Below are 16,669 nucleotides of genomic sequence, written 5' to 3'. Positions count from 1 at the left end.
GTGCAGCAGACACCTCGGGGCTGGGCGACGAACTGCCGGTCGCCAAGGCAGCACCCGAAACAAGAGCCGCCCCGTCGGTGGTTGTTTCCGGGGGCGGCGGGAGGGTGTTGGTACTGGACTGGATGTCAGCGGCAGCCGCTGGCTCCGGAGGGGCGGTAGCCCCCTGCTCAGGAGGCGCCGAAGCCGCCGCCACCTGTGTGCCTGCCCCAGGCGCTAGGTTGCCCTCCTGACCGGACCCTGGGGGTGGCAAAGGCAGGGGCGGTGGAGGCTCTACCTCCGGAAGCCCCTGGCCGGTCGACTGATCGGCAGCATCCGGCGCGGGAATCTCCCCAGCACCGGCGGCTGGCGGCGGCTGCGGAACCTGCTCTGCCGCAGGAACATCAGCTGGCGGCAAGGGCGTTTCTTCCGTAGGCAACACCTGACCGCCTAGAACTTCCTGCTCGCCGACGATCCGGTCATATATCTGTTTTTTCTGTGCTGAAGGCGTACTGGCATCTCCGGGAGCTGCCGCCTCCGGTGTAACCTTCGACGGATCGGCAGGTGCATCAACCACCGGAACGGACTCTGTGCCCGATACAGCGCCGCCGACGCCGTTCGCAAGGTTGCGAACGGTGTCGCTGTAGAACCAAACCACTGCGCCCGTTGCGATTGCAGCAACCAGCAGGGCCAGAAGAAGCAGCCAAGGACCACTAGAGCGGCGCGGCTCCTCCATGAAGAATTCATCACCCTGCTGATAGGCAGATTGATAATCCACCGCTGTGGGCCTGGGCCGCAGCGGTGTTTCATCCTCGAACACCTGATCATGATCATCAGGCGGAGACGAGCGGACAGTCCGGCCGGGATAGCTGCTGGCTGTCTCATCGGTCAGGCTGCTGTCGCGAGGCTCGGGCCGGCGAGCAAAGAGATCGACCGATGAGGACCGTCGTGCGGCAACGCGTGTTGACGAAAAACCAGTCCCAGACAATCGCGGAGCGGAGCCGGATCCAAGGTCCCCGGACCGGTACGATGTCAGGCTGCGGGACGGAGGTGCGCCGCTTCCCGCTGCGGATGGCCTCAGGAATGGAGGCTGTCCGCGCTCCACACCGAGGGCAGGCCGAGGCGGCGCAAGCGCGCTGCCGCGCCCCTCATCGGCAAAACTGAACTTTGGACGCGATCCGGGAGCGGCAGCGGAACCAGGCCGCGTAGCAGGGGCGGGAGGCGCCTTCGGCCTCGACGAACGCGGCGGCGGAGACGCCGGCACGGTTTTGCCTTCTGCTTTCTGCCGAGCCGCTAGCACACGTTGTTCGGCAAGTCGTTCGGCAGCAGCGCGCTGCGCCCGGAGTTTCTCCGCCAACGCATCCTGCATGGCATTGTCCGGAACCTTGGGCGTTGCGCGGGATGCACCGGCGACGGTCCGATCCATGGATGGAGCGGCGGCAACAGCCGCGACAGGAGGAGGAACAGCGGGAGAAGCCTGAACAGCGGGAGCGGGTTGAGCCGTCGTTTCAGGAGCTTTCCGCGGCACGCGCGGCGCCATAGGAGCGGGGTTGGTAACCGGTTGTGGTGTTCGCGGCACGTCCTTCTGTTCGGCCACAGCCGGTGGGGCAGCCTCGCGAAACTCGTCTGACAGTTTCGGAAGTTCCTGCGCGCCGATGCCAAGCCGCTCGCGCCAATTGCGCGTGTCTGGCCCGGTCCCGCTGCTCGAATCCTGCACCATTTAACCTCAACGTCTCTACATTTCTTCGGCGGGGATCACCCCAAGGATCCGAAGACCGTTGCCCAATACATACCTGATCGCCCGCAAGAATGCGACACGTGCAAGGGTGAGTTCAATATCTTCTTTCAAAATAAAACGCAAATGCGGCAGATCCTTGCCCTTGTTCCATAGGGAATGAAAATCACCTGCCAGATCATATAGATAGAAGGCAATCCTGTGGGGCTCGTGAGCCACTGCGGCTAACTCCACCTGGCGAGGAAACTCGGCCAGCCGCCTGGTAAGAGCCATTTCGGCCTCATCGCTCAGGCGGGAGAAATCGACCCTGCCTCGAGGCTCATGCCCCAGTTCTGCAGCGTTCCGAATGACCGAACAGGTCCGTGCGTGCGCATATTGGACGTAAAACACGGGGTTGTCTTTTGACTGCTCGGTCACCTTGGCAAAATCGAAGTCCAACGGGGCCTCGTTCTTGCGAAAGAGCATCATGAAGCGCACCACGTCTGGGCCGACCTCGTCGACGACATCTCGCAGGGTCACGAATTCCCCCGCCCTCTTGGACATGCGCACGGGTTCACCCGCACGATACAGCTTTACCAGCTGGCAGAGCCGCACGATGACGTCGACCTTGCCGCTGCCAGCCAGCGCCCGGGCAATCGCCTCAAGTCTCTTGACGTAACCGCCATGATCCGCGCCAAGAACATAGATAAGCTCATCATAGCCACGCGATATCTTGTTGCGGCTATAGGCGACATCAGAAGCAAAATATGTGTAGCTTCCGTCAGACTTCAGCAGTGGACGGTCAACATCATCACCGAACTGCGTTGCACGAAACAGCGTCTGCTCACGATCTTCCCAGTCATCCGGTATCTCTCCCTTGGGAGGCGGCAAGGTGCCCTGATAGACGAGTCCCTTGGCCCTCAAGTCTGCTATTGTCTCCGCCACTGATCCGGACTCGTGCAGCGACTTTTCCGAGAAGAATATCTCTTGCCTGATGTTAAGCGCTGCAAGATCCTCCCGGATCAAGGCCATCATCATGTCCATGGTGAGCCCGCGAACAATTGGCAACCAAGACGCTTCAGCCTTGCCACGCAAACTGTCTCCGTACTCCCCGGCCAGCGCTTCGCCAACGGGCTTCAGGTAAGCTCCCGGGTAAAGACCTGCGGGTATCTCGCCAATCTCATCTCCAAGCGCTTCGAGATACCGAAGGTACGCAGACCTTGCCAGCACATCAACCTGAGCGCCGGCGTCGTTGATATAGTACTCTCTGGTGACGCTATAACCCGTCTCAACCAGTAGACCGGCCAAGGCATCGCCAAATACTGCGCCTCGCACATGGCCGACATGAAGCGGTCCGGTCGGGTTGGCCGACACATATTCGACATTTGCCTTCCGGCCATGACCGATCGATGATCGACCAAAAGACGCCCCCTGCTCCATCACTGCGTCCAGCACCTTTGGCCAAACCGAGAGAGCGAGGCGGAGGTTTATGAACCCCGGACCTGCGATTACAACTTCAGCGACCTCTGGGTGAATGCGAAGCCTATGGGCGATGGCCTCGGCTAGCTGCAGGGGCGCGAGGCCAAACGCCTTGTTGAGAACCATTGCCGCATTCGTCGCGATGTCGCCATGCGCGCGGTCGCGCGGGGGCTCTGCTGTAACGCGGGACAGATCAAGAGGCACGGCTAATCCCTGCGCGGCCGCCACGTCGGAGACAGCCCCGCGGATCACCTGCAGGAACTCAGCAAACAGATTCATGTCAGTACTTGAATAATCGAAACAATTGGTCTCGGGCCCTAGCGGAAAAGTGGATCAACGTCAAACAGCTGTTTATGCTGGGTCAACGCATAGCGGTCGGTCATGCCAGCAATGAAGTCGCAGACCTGCCGTGCACGGAGATCGTCAGCATGTTCCCGGGAGAGTTCGCGCCATGGAACCGGCAGCAAACCGGGATCGTGCAGATATGCTTCGAACAGGTCACGCACAACTCTGCGCGCCCGAACCATGATATCCTCAACACGCGCATGACGGTACATTTTCTCGTTCAGGAACGACTGCAGGACCCGGTTGTTTTCGATCATCTGCCGGCTGAAATCGACCAGTGGAACTGCCAAGTCTCTGACCTGCTGAGCCGAGCCAGGACCATAGAGCGCTGCCCGGCGCTGAGTTTCAGAAATCACGTCGTGGATCATCGCGGAGAGAACCCGTCGAACGGTTTCGTGCACGATGCGATCGGCCTCGAGATTGGGATGCTCGCGTAAAACCGTCGCAAGCGCCTCACCAACCAGAGGAACATCCCCAAGATCGATCAGATCGAACAGTCCAGCCCGAAGCCCATCGTCAATGTCGTGCGAGTTATACGCAATATCGTCAGACAGCGCGGCAACCTGAGCCTCAGCCGAGGCAAAAGACGCCAACTCAAGGTCGTGGCCTGATACGTAATCAACAATTGCCTCGGGCAATCCGCGTTCGCGATAGCGCCCGACGGGATCCCCCTCACGACTGACCAAGGGGCCATTGTGCTTGACAAGGCCCTCAAGCGTTTCCCACGTCAGATTGAGTCCATCGAAACCAGCGTAACGCCGCTCCAGTCGGGTCAGTATCCGAAGCGATTGCGCATTGTGGTCGAACCCACCAAATGGTCGCATCAGCGCATCAAGTTCGCGCTCGCCTGCATGACCGAACGGAGTGTGCCCAAGATCATGGGCCAGTGCCAGCGCTTCTGCAAGATCTTCATCGAGGCCCAGGGCGCGTGCGATTGAACGGGCAACCTGTGCCACCTCGATCGTATGGGTGAGCCGTGTGCGGTAGTGGTCACCCTCATGGTAAACAAAAACCTGCGTCTTGTGCTTGAGGCGGCGAAAGGCCTGGCAATGGATGATGCGATCGCGGTCGCGCGCGAATGGAGTTCGGAAGTCCTCCTCCGTCTCGGGGAAAACCCGCCCTCGGCTTTGCGCGGGCAGGCTGGCATAGGGAGCGGAAAACCGCTGCATGAGAGAATCCATTGACAACCTTGCTGGAAGAACCAACATACACGATTATGAGCGGTTCTATCATACTCACGGATCGGGCGGCGGCACGCATCCGCCAGATACTGTCCGGCAAACCCGGAAAGACCGCCCTCAGGGTGGCTGTCAATGGTGGCGGATGCTCCGGATTCCAATATGATTTCCAATTGGTCGATTCGGCCGCGGTTGATGACCTCATCATCGAGCACGGGGGAGCCAGGGCGCTGATCGACCCCGTCAGTCAGGGGTTCTTGAATGGCGCAGAGATCGATTTTGTCGATGATCTGATGGGGCAATCCTTCAAGATCCGAAATCCAAACGCCACCTCTTCCTGCGGGTGCGGAACCAGCTTCTCCGTCTGACGGCCCTTGCAGGACGGGCGGTCCACCGCCATCATGGGGCGATGAAGATTGCGACCTGGAACGTTAACTCCGTAAAGGCCCGTCTTGAGAATGCCGTGGCGTGGCTCTCAGATGCCAAGCCGGATGTCGTTTGCCTTCAAGAGCTGAAATGCGAGGATGGGGCCTTCCCCGCATCCGCGTTCGAAGAATTGGGCTACACCTGCCTTGTTCACGGCCAGAAGACATATAATGGAGTGGCCATCCTCTCTCGCACAAGGCCAGATGATGTGCTGCGGGGTCTGCCCGGAGACGAGAACGATCAACAAGCACGCTACATCGAAGCGGTCTACTCCCACGCCAAGGGTACTGTTAGAATTGCTTCAATCTACCTTCCGAATGGAAACCCCATCGGGTCGGATAAGTTCAGCTACAAGCTGTCGTGGATGGACCGTTTGATCGCACATGCGCGAGGCCTGCTGAAGAACGAGGAGCCACTGGTGCTGGCAGGAGACTACAACGTCATTCCGACCCCGCGCGATGCCAAGCACCCCGATGCGTGGCAATCTGACGCTCTATTCCAACCCGGTCCACGCGCCCGATTCCGACAGCTTCAGAATCTGGGTTTTGTGGATGCGATTCGGCAATGCCACGGCGAGACCGATGGGCTTTTCACCTTCTGGGACTACCAAGCACTCGCCTGGCAGCGAAATAATGGAATCAGGATTGACCATCTGCTGCTTTCGCCGCAGGCGGCAGACCTGCTGGCTGACGCACAGATCATGCGGGATGTAAGATCGCAGGAACGTCCCTCTGATCATGTACCAGTGATGATCACCCTCAGATGAAAAAGCCCGCTGACATCATGGCCAGCGGGCTACTTTTTCGGACTGCCGAGCGAAGGTGCGAAGTTTACTTCGGCGACTTGACGCTGAACGACGACATCGATGCCTCGAAAGGCTTGTAAGCCTCTTTTGCCGTGCTGAGGAACAGCTCATTCATCTTTGTCATCTGAGCTACGAACTGCTCATAGCTCTCCTTGGCAAAGGTCTGTTGAGCCTCGACCGCCTTGTCAAACGACTTCACAGAGGCCAGCCTCTCAAACGCCGCAGTACCCTTCTCGAAGGACTTGCGCGAGAATTCGGCAGCCTCCTGAGCCATTGTCTGGAACCCCTTGTTCAGGGCGCTGGACGAGGCGACACAGGCCTCAAAACCATCCTTGCCGAAGGACTGAAATTCTTCGAAAGACTTCATCATGGGTCACTCTCCATTCGTGATGGTCCTATTTATATGCGCCGCAGCATGAATGTCAAGGGAATTGTTGCGCCGCACAAATCCCGGTATGTTTGGTTTAGATTTACCCAACCGTAACCGCTCCGCGGCAACTGTCAGGCAGGGGCTTTCCGCAAGAGTCGCAGAAGCACGGTCGATATGATAAACGCGGCGCTTTCCTGGATGCTGCAGGACAGGAGATACAATGAAATTTGGCAGAATTTCATCGGAGCCACTTTTCGGAGTTCGTAGGGTGATCCGGATGAAGCCGATTTTGTTTGGTTTTCTTCTTGCCCTTACGTCAATGATGTTTGTCGTCCAGGCCACGGCGAACCCCAAGTTCGCAGCCGTGACCGTTGACGCCCGAACCGGCAGCGTTCTCTTTGCAGAAAACATGGACGAGACCCGCTACCCCGCCTCCCTGACAAAGATGATGACGCTCTACCTGCTCTTCGAGGAAATGAACGCGGGCAGGCTGAAACTCAACTCCCCCATCAAGATGTCGGCGCGGGCAGCCGGAATGGCCCCCTCCAAGCTTGGGGTAAAGCCTGGAGGAAGCATCACGGTGGAGACCGCAATCAAAGCGCTGGTGGTCAAATCTGCCAATGACGTCGCTGCAGCAGTCGCGGAGCGCATTTCAGGGTCTGAGAAGGCCTTCGCGCAGCGCATGACCAGCACGGCGCGCGCACTCGGCATGTCACGGACGACTTTCGCAAACGCGTCGGGGCTGCCAAATCCACGGCAGGTCACCACCGCAAGGGATATGGCCACTCTGGGCCTGCGCCTGATGCGCGATTTTCCACAATACTACCCCTATTTCCGGACGCGCAGCTTTGTATACGCTGGGCGCACGATCACTGGCCACAACCGTCTGCTTGGCAGCTATGATGGTACAGACGGCATAAAGACAGGATTCATCAACGCCTCTGGCTTCAATCTGGTGTCTTCGGTGCGGCGCGGCGACAAAAGACTCGTGGGGGTCGTCATGGGGGGGCGCACCGGTGCGTCGCGTGACGCCTACATGAAGAAAATGCTGAGCCGATACTTCAGCAAGGCAAAAGGCGGAAAGACGATTGCCGCCGTGGCCGGTTCTGCCAAGGGTGGCCTCAACATCGAAGAGCCACAGTCCGGAAAAACTCCGAATACGGCTTCAGCCGGCGCAGCAGGCCAGCCGAAGCCACCCAAGCCACTTTTCAAGAAAAAATCAGAACAAGCCGCGGCGGCGGATAGCGCCCAGCCTGAGCCGGACACTGCCCTCCAGGGCAGCGGGTCAGATCCTATCGGCGAGTTGGCCGCAGAGGTCAGCGCACCTGAAACACCTGCGGCGCAAAACGACGCCAGAGCCCAGCCAGCAACTGAGCAGGTAGAAACCGTGCCCAAGCCATCGGCCGAGCCGCAGTCCACCGATCCTGCCAACGTGCCATTTGAGGTGAAGACACCTGCCGAGCAGCTCGCAGATCAGTCTCAGGTAGCCTCGATCACGCCCACAACCGATCCGGGCTGGATGATCACGTTGGGTGATTATGCGACAAAGAACGATGCTCAGGCAGTCATTCAGCTGATGCGAAAGCGGGCTCCGGAGGCCGTGGACGGCAAAACCGCTCAGACAGTCATGGTGGAGAAGGACGGCAACGTTACATTTCGTGCTCGGTTCACGGGCTTCGACGAGACCACCGCCGCTGCTGCCTGCAAGCGCATCAAGCGGCAGAATACACCGTGTCAGGCCGTGGGCCCGTCCTGAAGCAGAAAGGCCTTTGCCTCGTTGATCTTTGCGGCAAGATAGTCCGACCCACCAAGGTCGGGATGGACTGTCTTCATCAGCCGCCGATGAGCTGATCGAATATCTGCAGGAGTCGCGCCGTCTTGCAGGCCAAGAATGGCCAGCGCCTCGGGTCGCGTCATCTTTTGTGCGGATACCGCTGCGCGACCTTCACTGGCGCCACCAGACCATTGTGAGCGCCAATCGGAACGATTGCGATGAATCCACGCCTCAAGCAATGCAAGGCTCTGGTCGCCCGAGCGCGCACATTCGCCGTGCAGGGCCTGGGCCTCCGACAGCGACAGGCTGGACAGCTGCCGACCCTTGAATGTACCGAGCAGGACCTGGCCCTCCATCTGTCCGGAATCATGATCCAGCTCCATGCGCAACATCCTCGTTGCAACCTGCGAGCGTTGCCCCGGACTCTTGCGCTGCCATGGCATGCCAGTTGGAAAAGCCATCTGCTGTCCAAACAGACCAAGACCAAGCAGGAACAAGGGCATGGCGAGATTCAGCTGCCCGCGCAGCGCCATCAGGCCCGCAAAGGCGATAATCGCTCCGCCTCCGATCTGGCGCACCAGACCGCGAACCTTGGCCGGCTGCGCATTGGCAAAGGCCTTCACTAGCCACCAGCCGCCGACAACGATCACCAAACCTACAAGGAAGCTTGCCATAATGGCGGACTCACTCGAGTTGCTTCAGAAGTCTCGTGGCAGTTCCACCGCGAGATGACGAATGGGCCTCCAGCGCCGCCAAGCCACCAGCAGCGTAGACGGCAACAGCAGACAGGAGATCCTTTAGAATATCGGCCGAGTCAGCCCCAAATCGAAAATATGCACCGCGGGTCAGTCGTGCAATTTCTCGAAATCCCGTCTCTGCGATCTCATCCTCCCCTTCCTGGAACGCAAAGACCGGAACCCCGAGAAGCCCAATCTCGCCAGCCACGGAGGCGAGGCTGTCAATGGATTCTTCAAGCGCATCTCCGATGTAGATGCAGGCATTGACCTTGCCGCTCGCTGCCTCGCTACGAAGGTGCTTGAGCACACGGAGCACTTGTGTGTGCCCTCCAGCACATCTGATGCCCGCCATGAGCCGCGCGAGCGATGCGGTGTCAGGCGTCCACTTCGACGCGCGACATTCGCGAAAGCCTCTGAAATACACAAGTTGCACGGCCAGCCCTCCGACGCGTCCGGCCTCGGCAAACATGTTTGCCTGGATGGCAAGCGCCGTATCCCAGCTATGCTGACGGCTCATGGTCGCATCCATCGCGAGGACAAGACGCCCGGCCGGCTGACCCTGACTTCGGACAGGCACGTCCTTCAGACTGTCAAGAAAGGCCTCGACATCTCGATCTCCGGTCGTGGGCTTGAGCTTGTTCATCATTCTCAGGGGCACGTTCCCGGTTCGAGCAATGTCAGATCCGTCAGGGTACCCTTCAGAGCAAAATCACCATAATCAAGAACGAGGCCAGTTGCGACGCCGTTGTCGTAAAGATCAAAGCTGACCTGATATTCCGGGATTTCGCTCTCGCCCTCAAGAGGATAGTAGCTGACCGTCATGGGCCAGGCTTGATTGCCGGACAGGGGCACGGCGGCAGGGTTGGACGCGTCACGTGCGATGCTGCCAGCTGGCCGTAACTTGCCAACAAAGGAGATCGCACGATAGGCCGTGGGCCCATCCGAGCCATCGAACAGCACGCTGGAGTCACGTCCGCCCCCGGCTTCCCCCAAGGCTATCAATTTGAATTGGTGCTGCATCGGCAGCACTGCACCAGCAGGAATGCTGAACGGCTCTTCCGGCTTGCTCGACAACTCTCCAGAGCCTTCGGCCGACGGAGACGCCCGGCTCATTCGAAGCCTGACATTCTCACGCATCGATCCGTCTACCACTTCCTTGGAATGATGCCGAAGCTCCGTTGCATCGCCGCTCTCAAAAGTCGTGGTTGTAGTATCGATCAAGGTCGGAGCACCCTCAGCAGGGCGGTAGCGGGTCGCCATACGAAAATTGACCGTATAGCCATCACAGCTTGACCCGTCGATCTCATAGGCCAGCCGGCCGGAGGCAGTCTGCAGGGCAGACCCCTCGCTCGCCCGCAACAACGACAGGTCATAGATGGCCCGGTGAGGAGCCACGGTTGCGGCCTGGGCCGTACCGGCCAAAATGATGAAACCCAACATGAAAAGGACGGTTTTCAACCTTGAAACTCCCTCGCGGCGATGATCCAATACCATCTGACCGCCGATCAATATAATCATTCGGAGCGCGGAGACAAAGATGCCCAAAGAGTCGCCTGGCAAACCCCGTATTCTGGCCACCCGTCGTATGATGCCAGACGTCGAGCACCGAATGAAATCGATTTTTCAAGCGACCCTCAACGAAGAAGATCGGCCAATGGATCGGAGTGAGATCCTGGAGAGGGCCGCCCGACATGATGGTCTCTTGGTCACCTCCTTCGACAAGCTTGGCCCCGACTTCATTCAGAACCTTCCCGCCTCCATCCGGATCATCGCCACCCATTCCGTCGGATATGATCACCTCTCAATCCCTCAAGCCGAAGCCAGGGGCATCGCGGTCACCAATACTCCCGGCGTACTCACAGAGGCTACAGCTGATATCGCCATGCTGCTGATGCTGGGAGCCGCCCGGGGAGCGTCTTGGGGAGATCGAATGGTCCGGGAGAACCGTTGGGGAGAAACCACGCTCACCAGTCCAATGGGACATGACGTATCGGGGCAGCGCCTTGGCATTCTCGGCATGGGTCGCATCGGGCAGGCTGTTGCCCGGCGCGCACGCGCCTTCGGAATGAGCGTGCGCTATCACGCACGCCAACAACTACCCACCGACCAGACGCACGGTGCACGATATTTCAAGAGACTCGAGGATATGCTCCCCGACTGTGATTTCCTCTCGATCAACTGTGCCTCGACCCCGGAAACACGCGGAATGCTGAATGCAAGCATGCTTTCGTTGCTCCCGACCGGGGCCATACTGGTCAATACGGCCAGAGGAGACATTGTCGAGGACGAGGCTGTCATCCAGGCTTTGAAAACAGGTCAACTCGCGGCGGCCGGCCTTGACGTTTTCCGGAATGAGCCAAACATTGATCCTCGCTACCGGCAGATGGACAATGTGTTCCTGCTTCCGCACCTTGGCAGCGCCACGCCAGCGACACGAAGCGCCATGGGGCACAAATGCATTGACAATCTGGAGCAGTATTTTCGTGGAGAAAGACCAACCGATCTCCTGACAACCCCGCGAGAGACATGCCTTGACCTACACACCGCATAAGGTCAGTCAGTCATCCAGTTTGAAACACTCGACTTAGAGGACAATGCAGAATGGGACGGATCGACACACGACTTCAGGAACTCAATATCACTCTTCCGGCAGCAGCAAAGCCTGTCGCTAACTATGTTCCGTGGACGCGCACCGGGCAATTGGTGTTTATTTCCGGTCAGGGCCCCATTTCCGATGGCAAGGTTCTTTATCCCGGGCAGCTTGGAAACTCTGTCTCGCTGGAGGACGGCATAAGGTCTGCCAGATTGTGTGGCATCAATGTGATCGCACAGCTAAGAGATGCCTGCAGTGGAAATCTCGACCGAGTACGGCGCATCGTCAAGCTCGTGGGTTTTGTAAACGCCACGCCGGATTTCACAGAACACCCGAAGGTGATAAATGGCGCTTCCGACTTGATGGTTGAAGTATTTGGCGATGCTGGCCGTCATGCCCGTTCCGCAGTTGCTTCTCCGTCGTTACCGATGGGTATCTCGACAGAAGTCGAAGCTGTCGTCGAGATCGAATGACTGTCATGGCCAACCCTCATGAGCGTCATCTGGAGTTCTTGACCTCGCGACCCATTGCACATCGAGGCCTTCATGATGACAAGCAGGGACGCCTCGAGAACACCAAATCAGCCTTTACAGCGGCGATCAAACATGGCTACGCAATAGAGTGCGATCTCCAGCTGTCGGGCGACCGCGAGGCTGTCGTATTTCATGACGAGACGCTCGATCGCCTGACCCTTTCAACCGGTAAGGTGTCAGAACTCACGGCAGACGAGTTGAAATCAATTCCTCTCCGCGGCACCGATGATCGGATTCTTGGACTGGACGAGTTGCTATCGGTGGTAAATGGTCGCGTTCCACTGGTCATTGAACTCAAGTCCCTATGGGACGGAAATACCGGATTGGTCGAACGAACTCTCGAAAAGATGCGGCACTATACTGGCCCCTACTGCATCATGTCATTTGATCCCGATGTGGTTGGCGAACTCCGTCGACGCTCGCCCAGCACCATACGTGGAATTGTCGCCGATTGCGGCTTTGATCCCTACTACGACAGCCTACCTGCTCTGCGCCGCCGCGACCTCCGCACTCTTGCTCATCTGGAGTGGACCGCACCAGATTTCCTATCGGTCAATTGGGAAGATCTGCCGTGGGCGCCGGTCGCTGCACTTCGGGCGAGCGGTCGTCCAGTCATCACATGGACGATCCGCAGCCGGGACGAAGCGAGGCAGGCCATGAAACACAGCGACCAGATCACCTTCGAGGGGTTTGTGCCCTGACATGCTAAGGACAGTCAGCAGTATTCTCGACATTTCACGCGATGACTGGAATCGGCTAGCCAATCCATCAGGCCAAGAGTTCAACCCCCTCGTTTCTCACGATTTCTTTCGCTGTCTTGAGGCATCACAATGTGCCTCCAACACAAGCGGTTGGACGCCACGGCATGTCAGCAGCACTGATTCATCAGGTCAACTGATCGGCATCGCCCCCTGCTATCTCAAGCACCATTCCTATGGAGAATATGTCTTTGATCACGCATGGGCCGATGCAATCACTCGCGCAGGAGGACGATACTACCCCAAATTGCAGGTAAGTGTTCCATTCACGCCAGTTACCGGACCCCGCCTCCTGGCAAGCACCGACCAGGACAGAAGCATGCTTGCAACAGGTCTCGTCGAACTATGTAAAACCGAAAACTGCTCCTCAGTTCACATCACATTTCTTCCGGAGACAGACTGGCTTTTGCTCACGGGCCCCGCCTGGCTACCGCGAACCGATATACAATTCCATTGGCACAACCAAACCTACGCGTCTTTTCAAGACTTTCTCGATAGTCTGACATCTGCAAAACGAAAGAACATTCGCAAGGAACGACAGTCCATCTCTGAGTCTGGCATAACAATGCGCCTCCTTACTGGGCGGGACATAAAGGAACATCACTGGGATGCCTTCTACAGTTTCTACATGGACACAGGCACCCGCAAATGGGGCACGCCATATCTAAATCGCCTGTTCTTCAGCCTGATTGGAGAGGCCATGGCCGACCACATCCTGCTTGTCATGGCAGAACGTTCGGGCAGGATGATTGCAGGAGCCCTGAATTTCATAGGGTCCCACGCTCTATACGGGCGCAACTGGGGCGCCATTGAGTATCACGACAACCTGCATTTTGAAACCTGCTACTATCAGGCAATTGACTTTGCAATTGCTCACCGGCTCGACCGTGTCGAAGCTGGAGCACAGGGTCCGCACAAACTCGCCAGAGGTTACATGCCCGCAAAGACATACAGCCTTCATCATCTTGCCCACCCTGGTCTGCAACGCGCCGTGGCCAACTATCTGGAGTTGGAGCGCCGAGGTATAGACCAGGAGCAACATGCTCTTGCAGCTCACGCTCCATTCCGCCAGGAACAAGACAACTGAACAGGTGCGCCAATGACCTATGATCCCAACAACATCTTCGCAAAAATACTTGCGGGGAACTTGCCCTGCCACCGAGTTTATGAAGACGAACACAACCTGGCCTTCATGGATGTCATGCCGCAGGCAGACGGACACACACTCGTGATTCCCAAACGAGGCTCACGCAACATTCTGGACGCTGACCCGGAGGTCATCGGCAGTTTGATGGCAGTGGTTCAGAAAATCGCCCGGGCGAGTCAAAAAGCGTTTGCAGCCGATGGGGTTATGATCCAGCAATTCAACGAGGCTGCGGCTGGCCAAACGGTTTTTCATCTGCACATCCATGTGCTTCCGCGGATGACTGGAGTACCGCTTCGGCCACACACGGGCAAGATGGCGGATCAGACCGTTCTAGCCCGGCATGCCGAGATGATTCGATCTGTCCTGTAGAATTGATTGGAGCTGCTCAGGATGTATACGCTCTATAACGTCAAGGCCTGGGGCTCGCTTGTGGTCGATTGCCTGCTCGCCGAACTCGACGCTCGCTACACGATTGTGTGGATGACGGCCGAGCAGGTTAAAACGCCTGAATTTCGAAAGCTGAACCCTCTCGGCCTCATCCCGGCTCTTGGTCTGGCCGACGGCCGCACGCTCTATGAATCAGCCGCCATCGTGTCTTATCTGGTCGCCGCACATCCGGAGAAGCGCATGTCGCCACCCCTCGGGTCCGGCGCCTATGGCGAGTTCATGAGTGTGCTGCACCTCATGAGCACGGAGTTATACCCCACCATCAGCCTGTGCTTCAGCGGCAGCGGCTATGCCGAAACGCCTGAGCACGAGGCCTTTCTCACGGCCAGAGCGCGCGAAAGGTCGGACGGTTACTGGCGTATTCTGGAGCAGCGCATGTCAGCCGCCGGACCATGGCTGATGGGACAGGACTTTTCGGCGCTCGATCTCTATGCCTTCATGCTCTCGGTCTGGGGCCGACCCAGCGAACAAGAATTTAACCACCGCTTTCCAGCGGTGGCGAAACTGGCGAGCCAGGTGCGGGCAAGACCCAGACTCCAACCCGTGCTGCAGGCGCATGGCGTCATGAGCCTCGGCGGTTACGGCTCTTAGAGAAGCGGTGGCGCCTGGGAAAAGTAGATCGGCACCACCGAAGCGATCAGCAGCACGCCAAGCACGATATTGAAGGCGCGCATGCGGCCCGGCGTGCTGAGGAAGCGCGCGAGCAGTGTCCCGAACCCCGCCCATGTGAGGCTTGACGCGAACCCCGCAGCAGTGAAGGCGGCGACGATGCCCGCCACCTCGGCGGCATATGCTGACGCCGTCGTGTAGGCGGCGATTGCCCCCGTCGCCATCACCCAGGCCTTGGGGTTGACCCACTGGAAGAGCGCTGCCTCGGTGAAGCTCAGCGGCTTGCCGGCATCGCCCTGCTCGACAGAACCACCGGCCATGATGATCTTCCAGCTCAGATACAACAGATAGGCGGCGCCAAGAATGTTAAGCACATCGTGCAGCACCGGCAGCGCCTGGAACACCGCCCCGAGAAACATCGCGACGATGGCGACCATCAGCGGAAAACCGAGCGCAACTCCCCAGATATGACGCCAGCTGCGCGCCAGCCCGAACTTGGCGCCCGATGTCACCAGCATGAGATTATTTGGCCCCGGCGAGAAGCACGTCGAGATCGCAAACATGACAACAGCGATTGTCCAGGCACTGGTGCTCACCAGCGGCGGCATAAACCATTCCTGCCGCAGCGGAAAGCAAAAAGGCCCGGTACGAGCCGGGCCTTTCGCAGCTTGTTCTCTGCAGGCGCTTACTCAGCCGCCGGCGGCAGCTCCGAGGCCTTGGCCTGCTCATCGAGGATCAGCTGGTCGCGCTTGTCGGCCACCTGGCGGAGCCTTGTGAGCATGCCGCCGGTTCCCGCCGGGATCAGGCGGCCCACGATGACGTTCTCCTTCAGGCCCTCGAGAGTGTCGACTTTGCCGATGATCGAGGCCTCGGTCAGAACACGAGTCGTCTCCTGGAAGGATGCCGCCGATATGAACGACCTGGTCTGAAGCGACGCCTTGGTAATTCCAAGCAGCACCGGCTTACCAACCGCTGGCCGGAGGCCTTCCGCCGCGAGCTTCGCGTTCTCGTGATCGAGTTCCTCACGATCCACCTGCTCGCCCACGAGCAGCGTGGATTCGCCCGAATCCGTGATCTCGACCTTCTGAAGCATCTGGCGGACAATAACTTCGATGTGCTTGTCGTTGATGTTGACGCCCTGCAACCGGTAGACTTCCTGGATCTCATTCACCAAGTAGGACGCCAATTCCTCAACACCCTTGATGTCCAGAATGTCGTGGGGTGCAGGATTGCCGTCCATGATGAACTCGCCCTTCTCGATGAAGTCCCCCTCCTGTACGGGCAGATGCTTGCCCTTCGGGATGAGGTACTCCACGGCCTCGGCACCATCCTCCTGTGGAACGATGCGGATGCGGCGCTTGTTCTTGTAGTCACGCCCAAACTCAACGCGGCCGGAGATCTCCGCGATGATCGCGTGATCCTTTGGCCGGCGGGCCTCGAACAGCTCCGCCACCCGCGGCAAGCCGCCAGTGATGTCGCGGGTCTTGGCGCTCTCCAGCGGAATGCGGGCCAACACGTCACCCGCGGTCACCTTCGCTCCCGGATCCACCGACAGAACGGCATCGACCGAAAGAAGATAACGCGCTTCGCCGCCGCGGGCGAGTTTCATAACCTTGCCATCCTTGCCCTTGATGACCATCGCAGGCTTCAGGGCTGATCCACGCTGGTTTGAACGCCAATCGATGATGACACGGTTGGTGATGCCAGTCGCCTCATCAGCTACCTCATTGACCGATACGCCCTCAACCACGTCCTCGAACTCGACGGTGCCCTCGGCC

The 16,669-nt window shown here is 58.7% G+C and carries 16 protein-coding genes and 2 pseudogenes; 9 read left to right on the top strand and 9 right to left on the bottom strand.

The annotated features are described in order from the left end of the window. From ACILRN_RS09140 to ACILRN_RS09130, 3 genes and pseudogenes are all read right to left on the bottom strand, one after another. Positions 1-1,696: pseudogene (locus tag ACILRN_RS09140) on the bottom strand (hypothetical protein); the annotation flags it as partial. Between the two features lie 15 nt (positions 1,697-1,711). Then, a complete protein-coding gene (argS, locus tag ACILRN_RS09135; RefSeq protein WP_395687554.1) occupies positions 1,712-3,448 on the bottom strand; it encodes an arginine--tRNA ligase in 1,737 nt (578 codons plus the stop codon). Between the two features lie 38 nt (positions 3,449-3,486). Next, complete coding sequence (locus ACILRN_RS09130) at positions 3,487-4,683, bottom strand: deoxyguanosinetriphosphate triphosphohydrolase (protein ID WP_395687552.1); 1,197 nt, start codon at positions 4,681-4,683, stop codon at positions 3,487-3,489. A gap of 47 nt (positions 4,684-4,730) precedes the next feature. On the opposite strand from ACILRN_RS09130, the gene erpA reads away from it, so the two are divergent. After that, positions 4,731-5,060 (top strand): iron-sulfur cluster insertion protein ErpA, encoded by a 330-nt coding sequence (erpA, locus tag ACILRN_RS09125; RefSeq protein WP_395687550.1) that lies wholly within the window; start codon positions 4,731-4,733, stop codon positions 5,058-5,060. Positions 5,061-5,101: 41 nt separating this feature from the next. After that, positions 5,102-5,884 (top strand): exodeoxyribonuclease III, encoded by a 783-nt coding sequence (xth, locus tag ACILRN_RS09120; RefSeq protein WP_395687548.1) that lies wholly within the window; start codon positions 5,102-5,104, stop codon positions 5,882-5,884. A 64-nt stretch (positions 5,885-5,948) separates the two neighbouring features. Here xth and ACILRN_RS09115 read toward each other — a convergent pair whose 3' ends face one another. After that, the gene (locus ACILRN_RS09115; RefSeq protein ID WP_395687546.1) at positions 5,949-6,293 is read right to left on the bottom strand and encodes a phasin family protein; all 345 of its coding nucleotides are present in this window, start codon (positions 6,291-6,293) and stop codon (positions 5,949-5,951) included. Between the two features lie 277 nt (positions 6,294-6,570). Here ACILRN_RS09115 and ACILRN_RS09110 point away from each other — a divergent pair, with 277 nt between their 5' ends. Next, a complete protein-coding gene (locus ACILRN_RS09110) occupies positions 6,571-8,049 on the top strand; it encodes a serine hydrolase (RefSeq protein ID WP_395687544.1) in 1,479 nt (492 codons plus the stop codon). Here ACILRN_RS09110 and ACILRN_RS09105 read toward each other — a convergent pair. The 3 genes from ACILRN_RS09105 to ACILRN_RS09095 are packed head-to-tail and all read right to left on the bottom strand — an operon-like array spanning position 8,028 to position 10,262. Next, entirely contained in the window at positions 8,028-8,741 is a 714-nt protein-coding gene (locus ACILRN_RS09105; RefSeq protein ID WP_395687542.1) for a molecular chaperone DnaJ, read from the bottom strand. The genes ACILRN_RS09110 and ACILRN_RS09105 overlap by 22 nt on opposite strands. A gap of 10 nt (positions 8,742-8,751) precedes the next feature. Continuing rightward, on the bottom strand, positions 8,752-9,450 hold the full coding sequence (locus ACILRN_RS09100) for a VWA domain-containing protein (protein WP_395687541.1): 699 nt from the start codon (positions 9,448-9,450) through the stop codon (positions 8,752-8,754). Positions 9,451-9,452: 2 nt separating this feature from the next. Next, positions 9,453-10,262 carry an EipB family protein gene (locus tag ACILRN_RS09095; protein ID WP_395687539.1) on the bottom strand — a complete coding sequence of 270 codons (810 nt, stop codon included), beginning with the start codon at positions 10,260-10,262 and terminating at the stop codon, positions 9,453-9,455. A gap of 79 nt (positions 10,263-10,341) precedes the next feature. On the opposite strand from ACILRN_RS09095, the gene ACILRN_RS09090 reads away from it, so the two are divergent. From ACILRN_RS09090 to ACILRN_RS09065, 6 genes are read left to right on the top strand one after another with little or no spacing between them, the layout of a single operon-like run. Next, a complete protein-coding gene (locus ACILRN_RS09090; protein WP_395687538.1) occupies positions 10,342-11,355 on the top strand; it encodes a 2-hydroxyacid dehydrogenase in 1,014 nt (337 codons plus the stop codon). A gap of 50 nt (positions 11,356-11,405) precedes the next feature. Further along, positions 11,406-11,870, top strand: a complete 465-nt coding sequence (locus tag ACILRN_RS09085) for a RidA family protein (RefSeq protein WP_395687536.1) — start codon at positions 11,406-11,408, stop codon at positions 11,868-11,870. A gap of 5 nt (positions 11,871-11,875) precedes the next feature. Beyond that, entirely contained in the window at positions 11,876-12,631 is a 756-nt protein-coding gene (locus ACILRN_RS09080) for a glycerophosphodiester phosphodiesterase family protein (RefSeq protein ID WP_395687534.1), read from the top strand. A 1-nt stretch (position 12,632) separates the two neighbouring features. Beyond that, complete coding sequence (locus tag ACILRN_RS09075) at positions 12,633-13,775, top strand: GNAT family N-acetyltransferase (protein WP_395687533.1); 1,143 nt, start codon at positions 12,633-12,635, stop codon at positions 13,773-13,775. Between the two features lie 12 nt (positions 13,776-13,787). Then, a complete protein-coding gene (locus ACILRN_RS09070) occupies positions 13,788-14,204 on the top strand; it encodes an HIT family protein (RefSeq protein WP_395687531.1) in 417 nt (138 codons plus the stop codon). A gap of 21 nt (positions 14,205-14,225) precedes the next feature. Further along, positions 14,226-14,873, top strand: a complete 648-nt coding sequence (locus tag ACILRN_RS09065) for a glutathione S-transferase family protein (RefSeq protein WP_395687529.1) — start codon at positions 14,226-14,228, stop codon at positions 14,871-14,873. Here the strand turns inward: ACILRN_RS09065 and ACILRN_RS09060 are convergent. Next, positions 14,870-15,499: a LysE family translocator gene (locus tag ACILRN_RS09060; protein ID WP_395687527.1), complete on the bottom strand. Its 630-nt coding sequence runs from the start codon at positions 15,497-15,499 to the stop codon at positions 14,870-14,872. The genes ACILRN_RS09065 and ACILRN_RS09060 overlap by 4 nt on opposite strands. Before the next feature lie 77 nt (positions 15,500-15,576). Next, positions 15,577-16,669: pseudogene (locus ACILRN_RS09055) on the bottom strand (DNA-directed RNA polymerase subunit beta'); the annotation flags it as partial.

It is taken from the genome of Aestuariivirga sp., from assembly GCF_044238155.1.
In the GTDB taxonomy this organism is placed as follows: domain Bacteria; phylum Pseudomonadota; class Alphaproteobacteria; order Rhizobiales; family Aestuariivirgaceae; genus Aestuariivirga.
The sequence above is the reverse complement of the archived record's forward strand: the minus strand, read 5'-3'. Positions and strand labels throughout refer to the sequence as shown.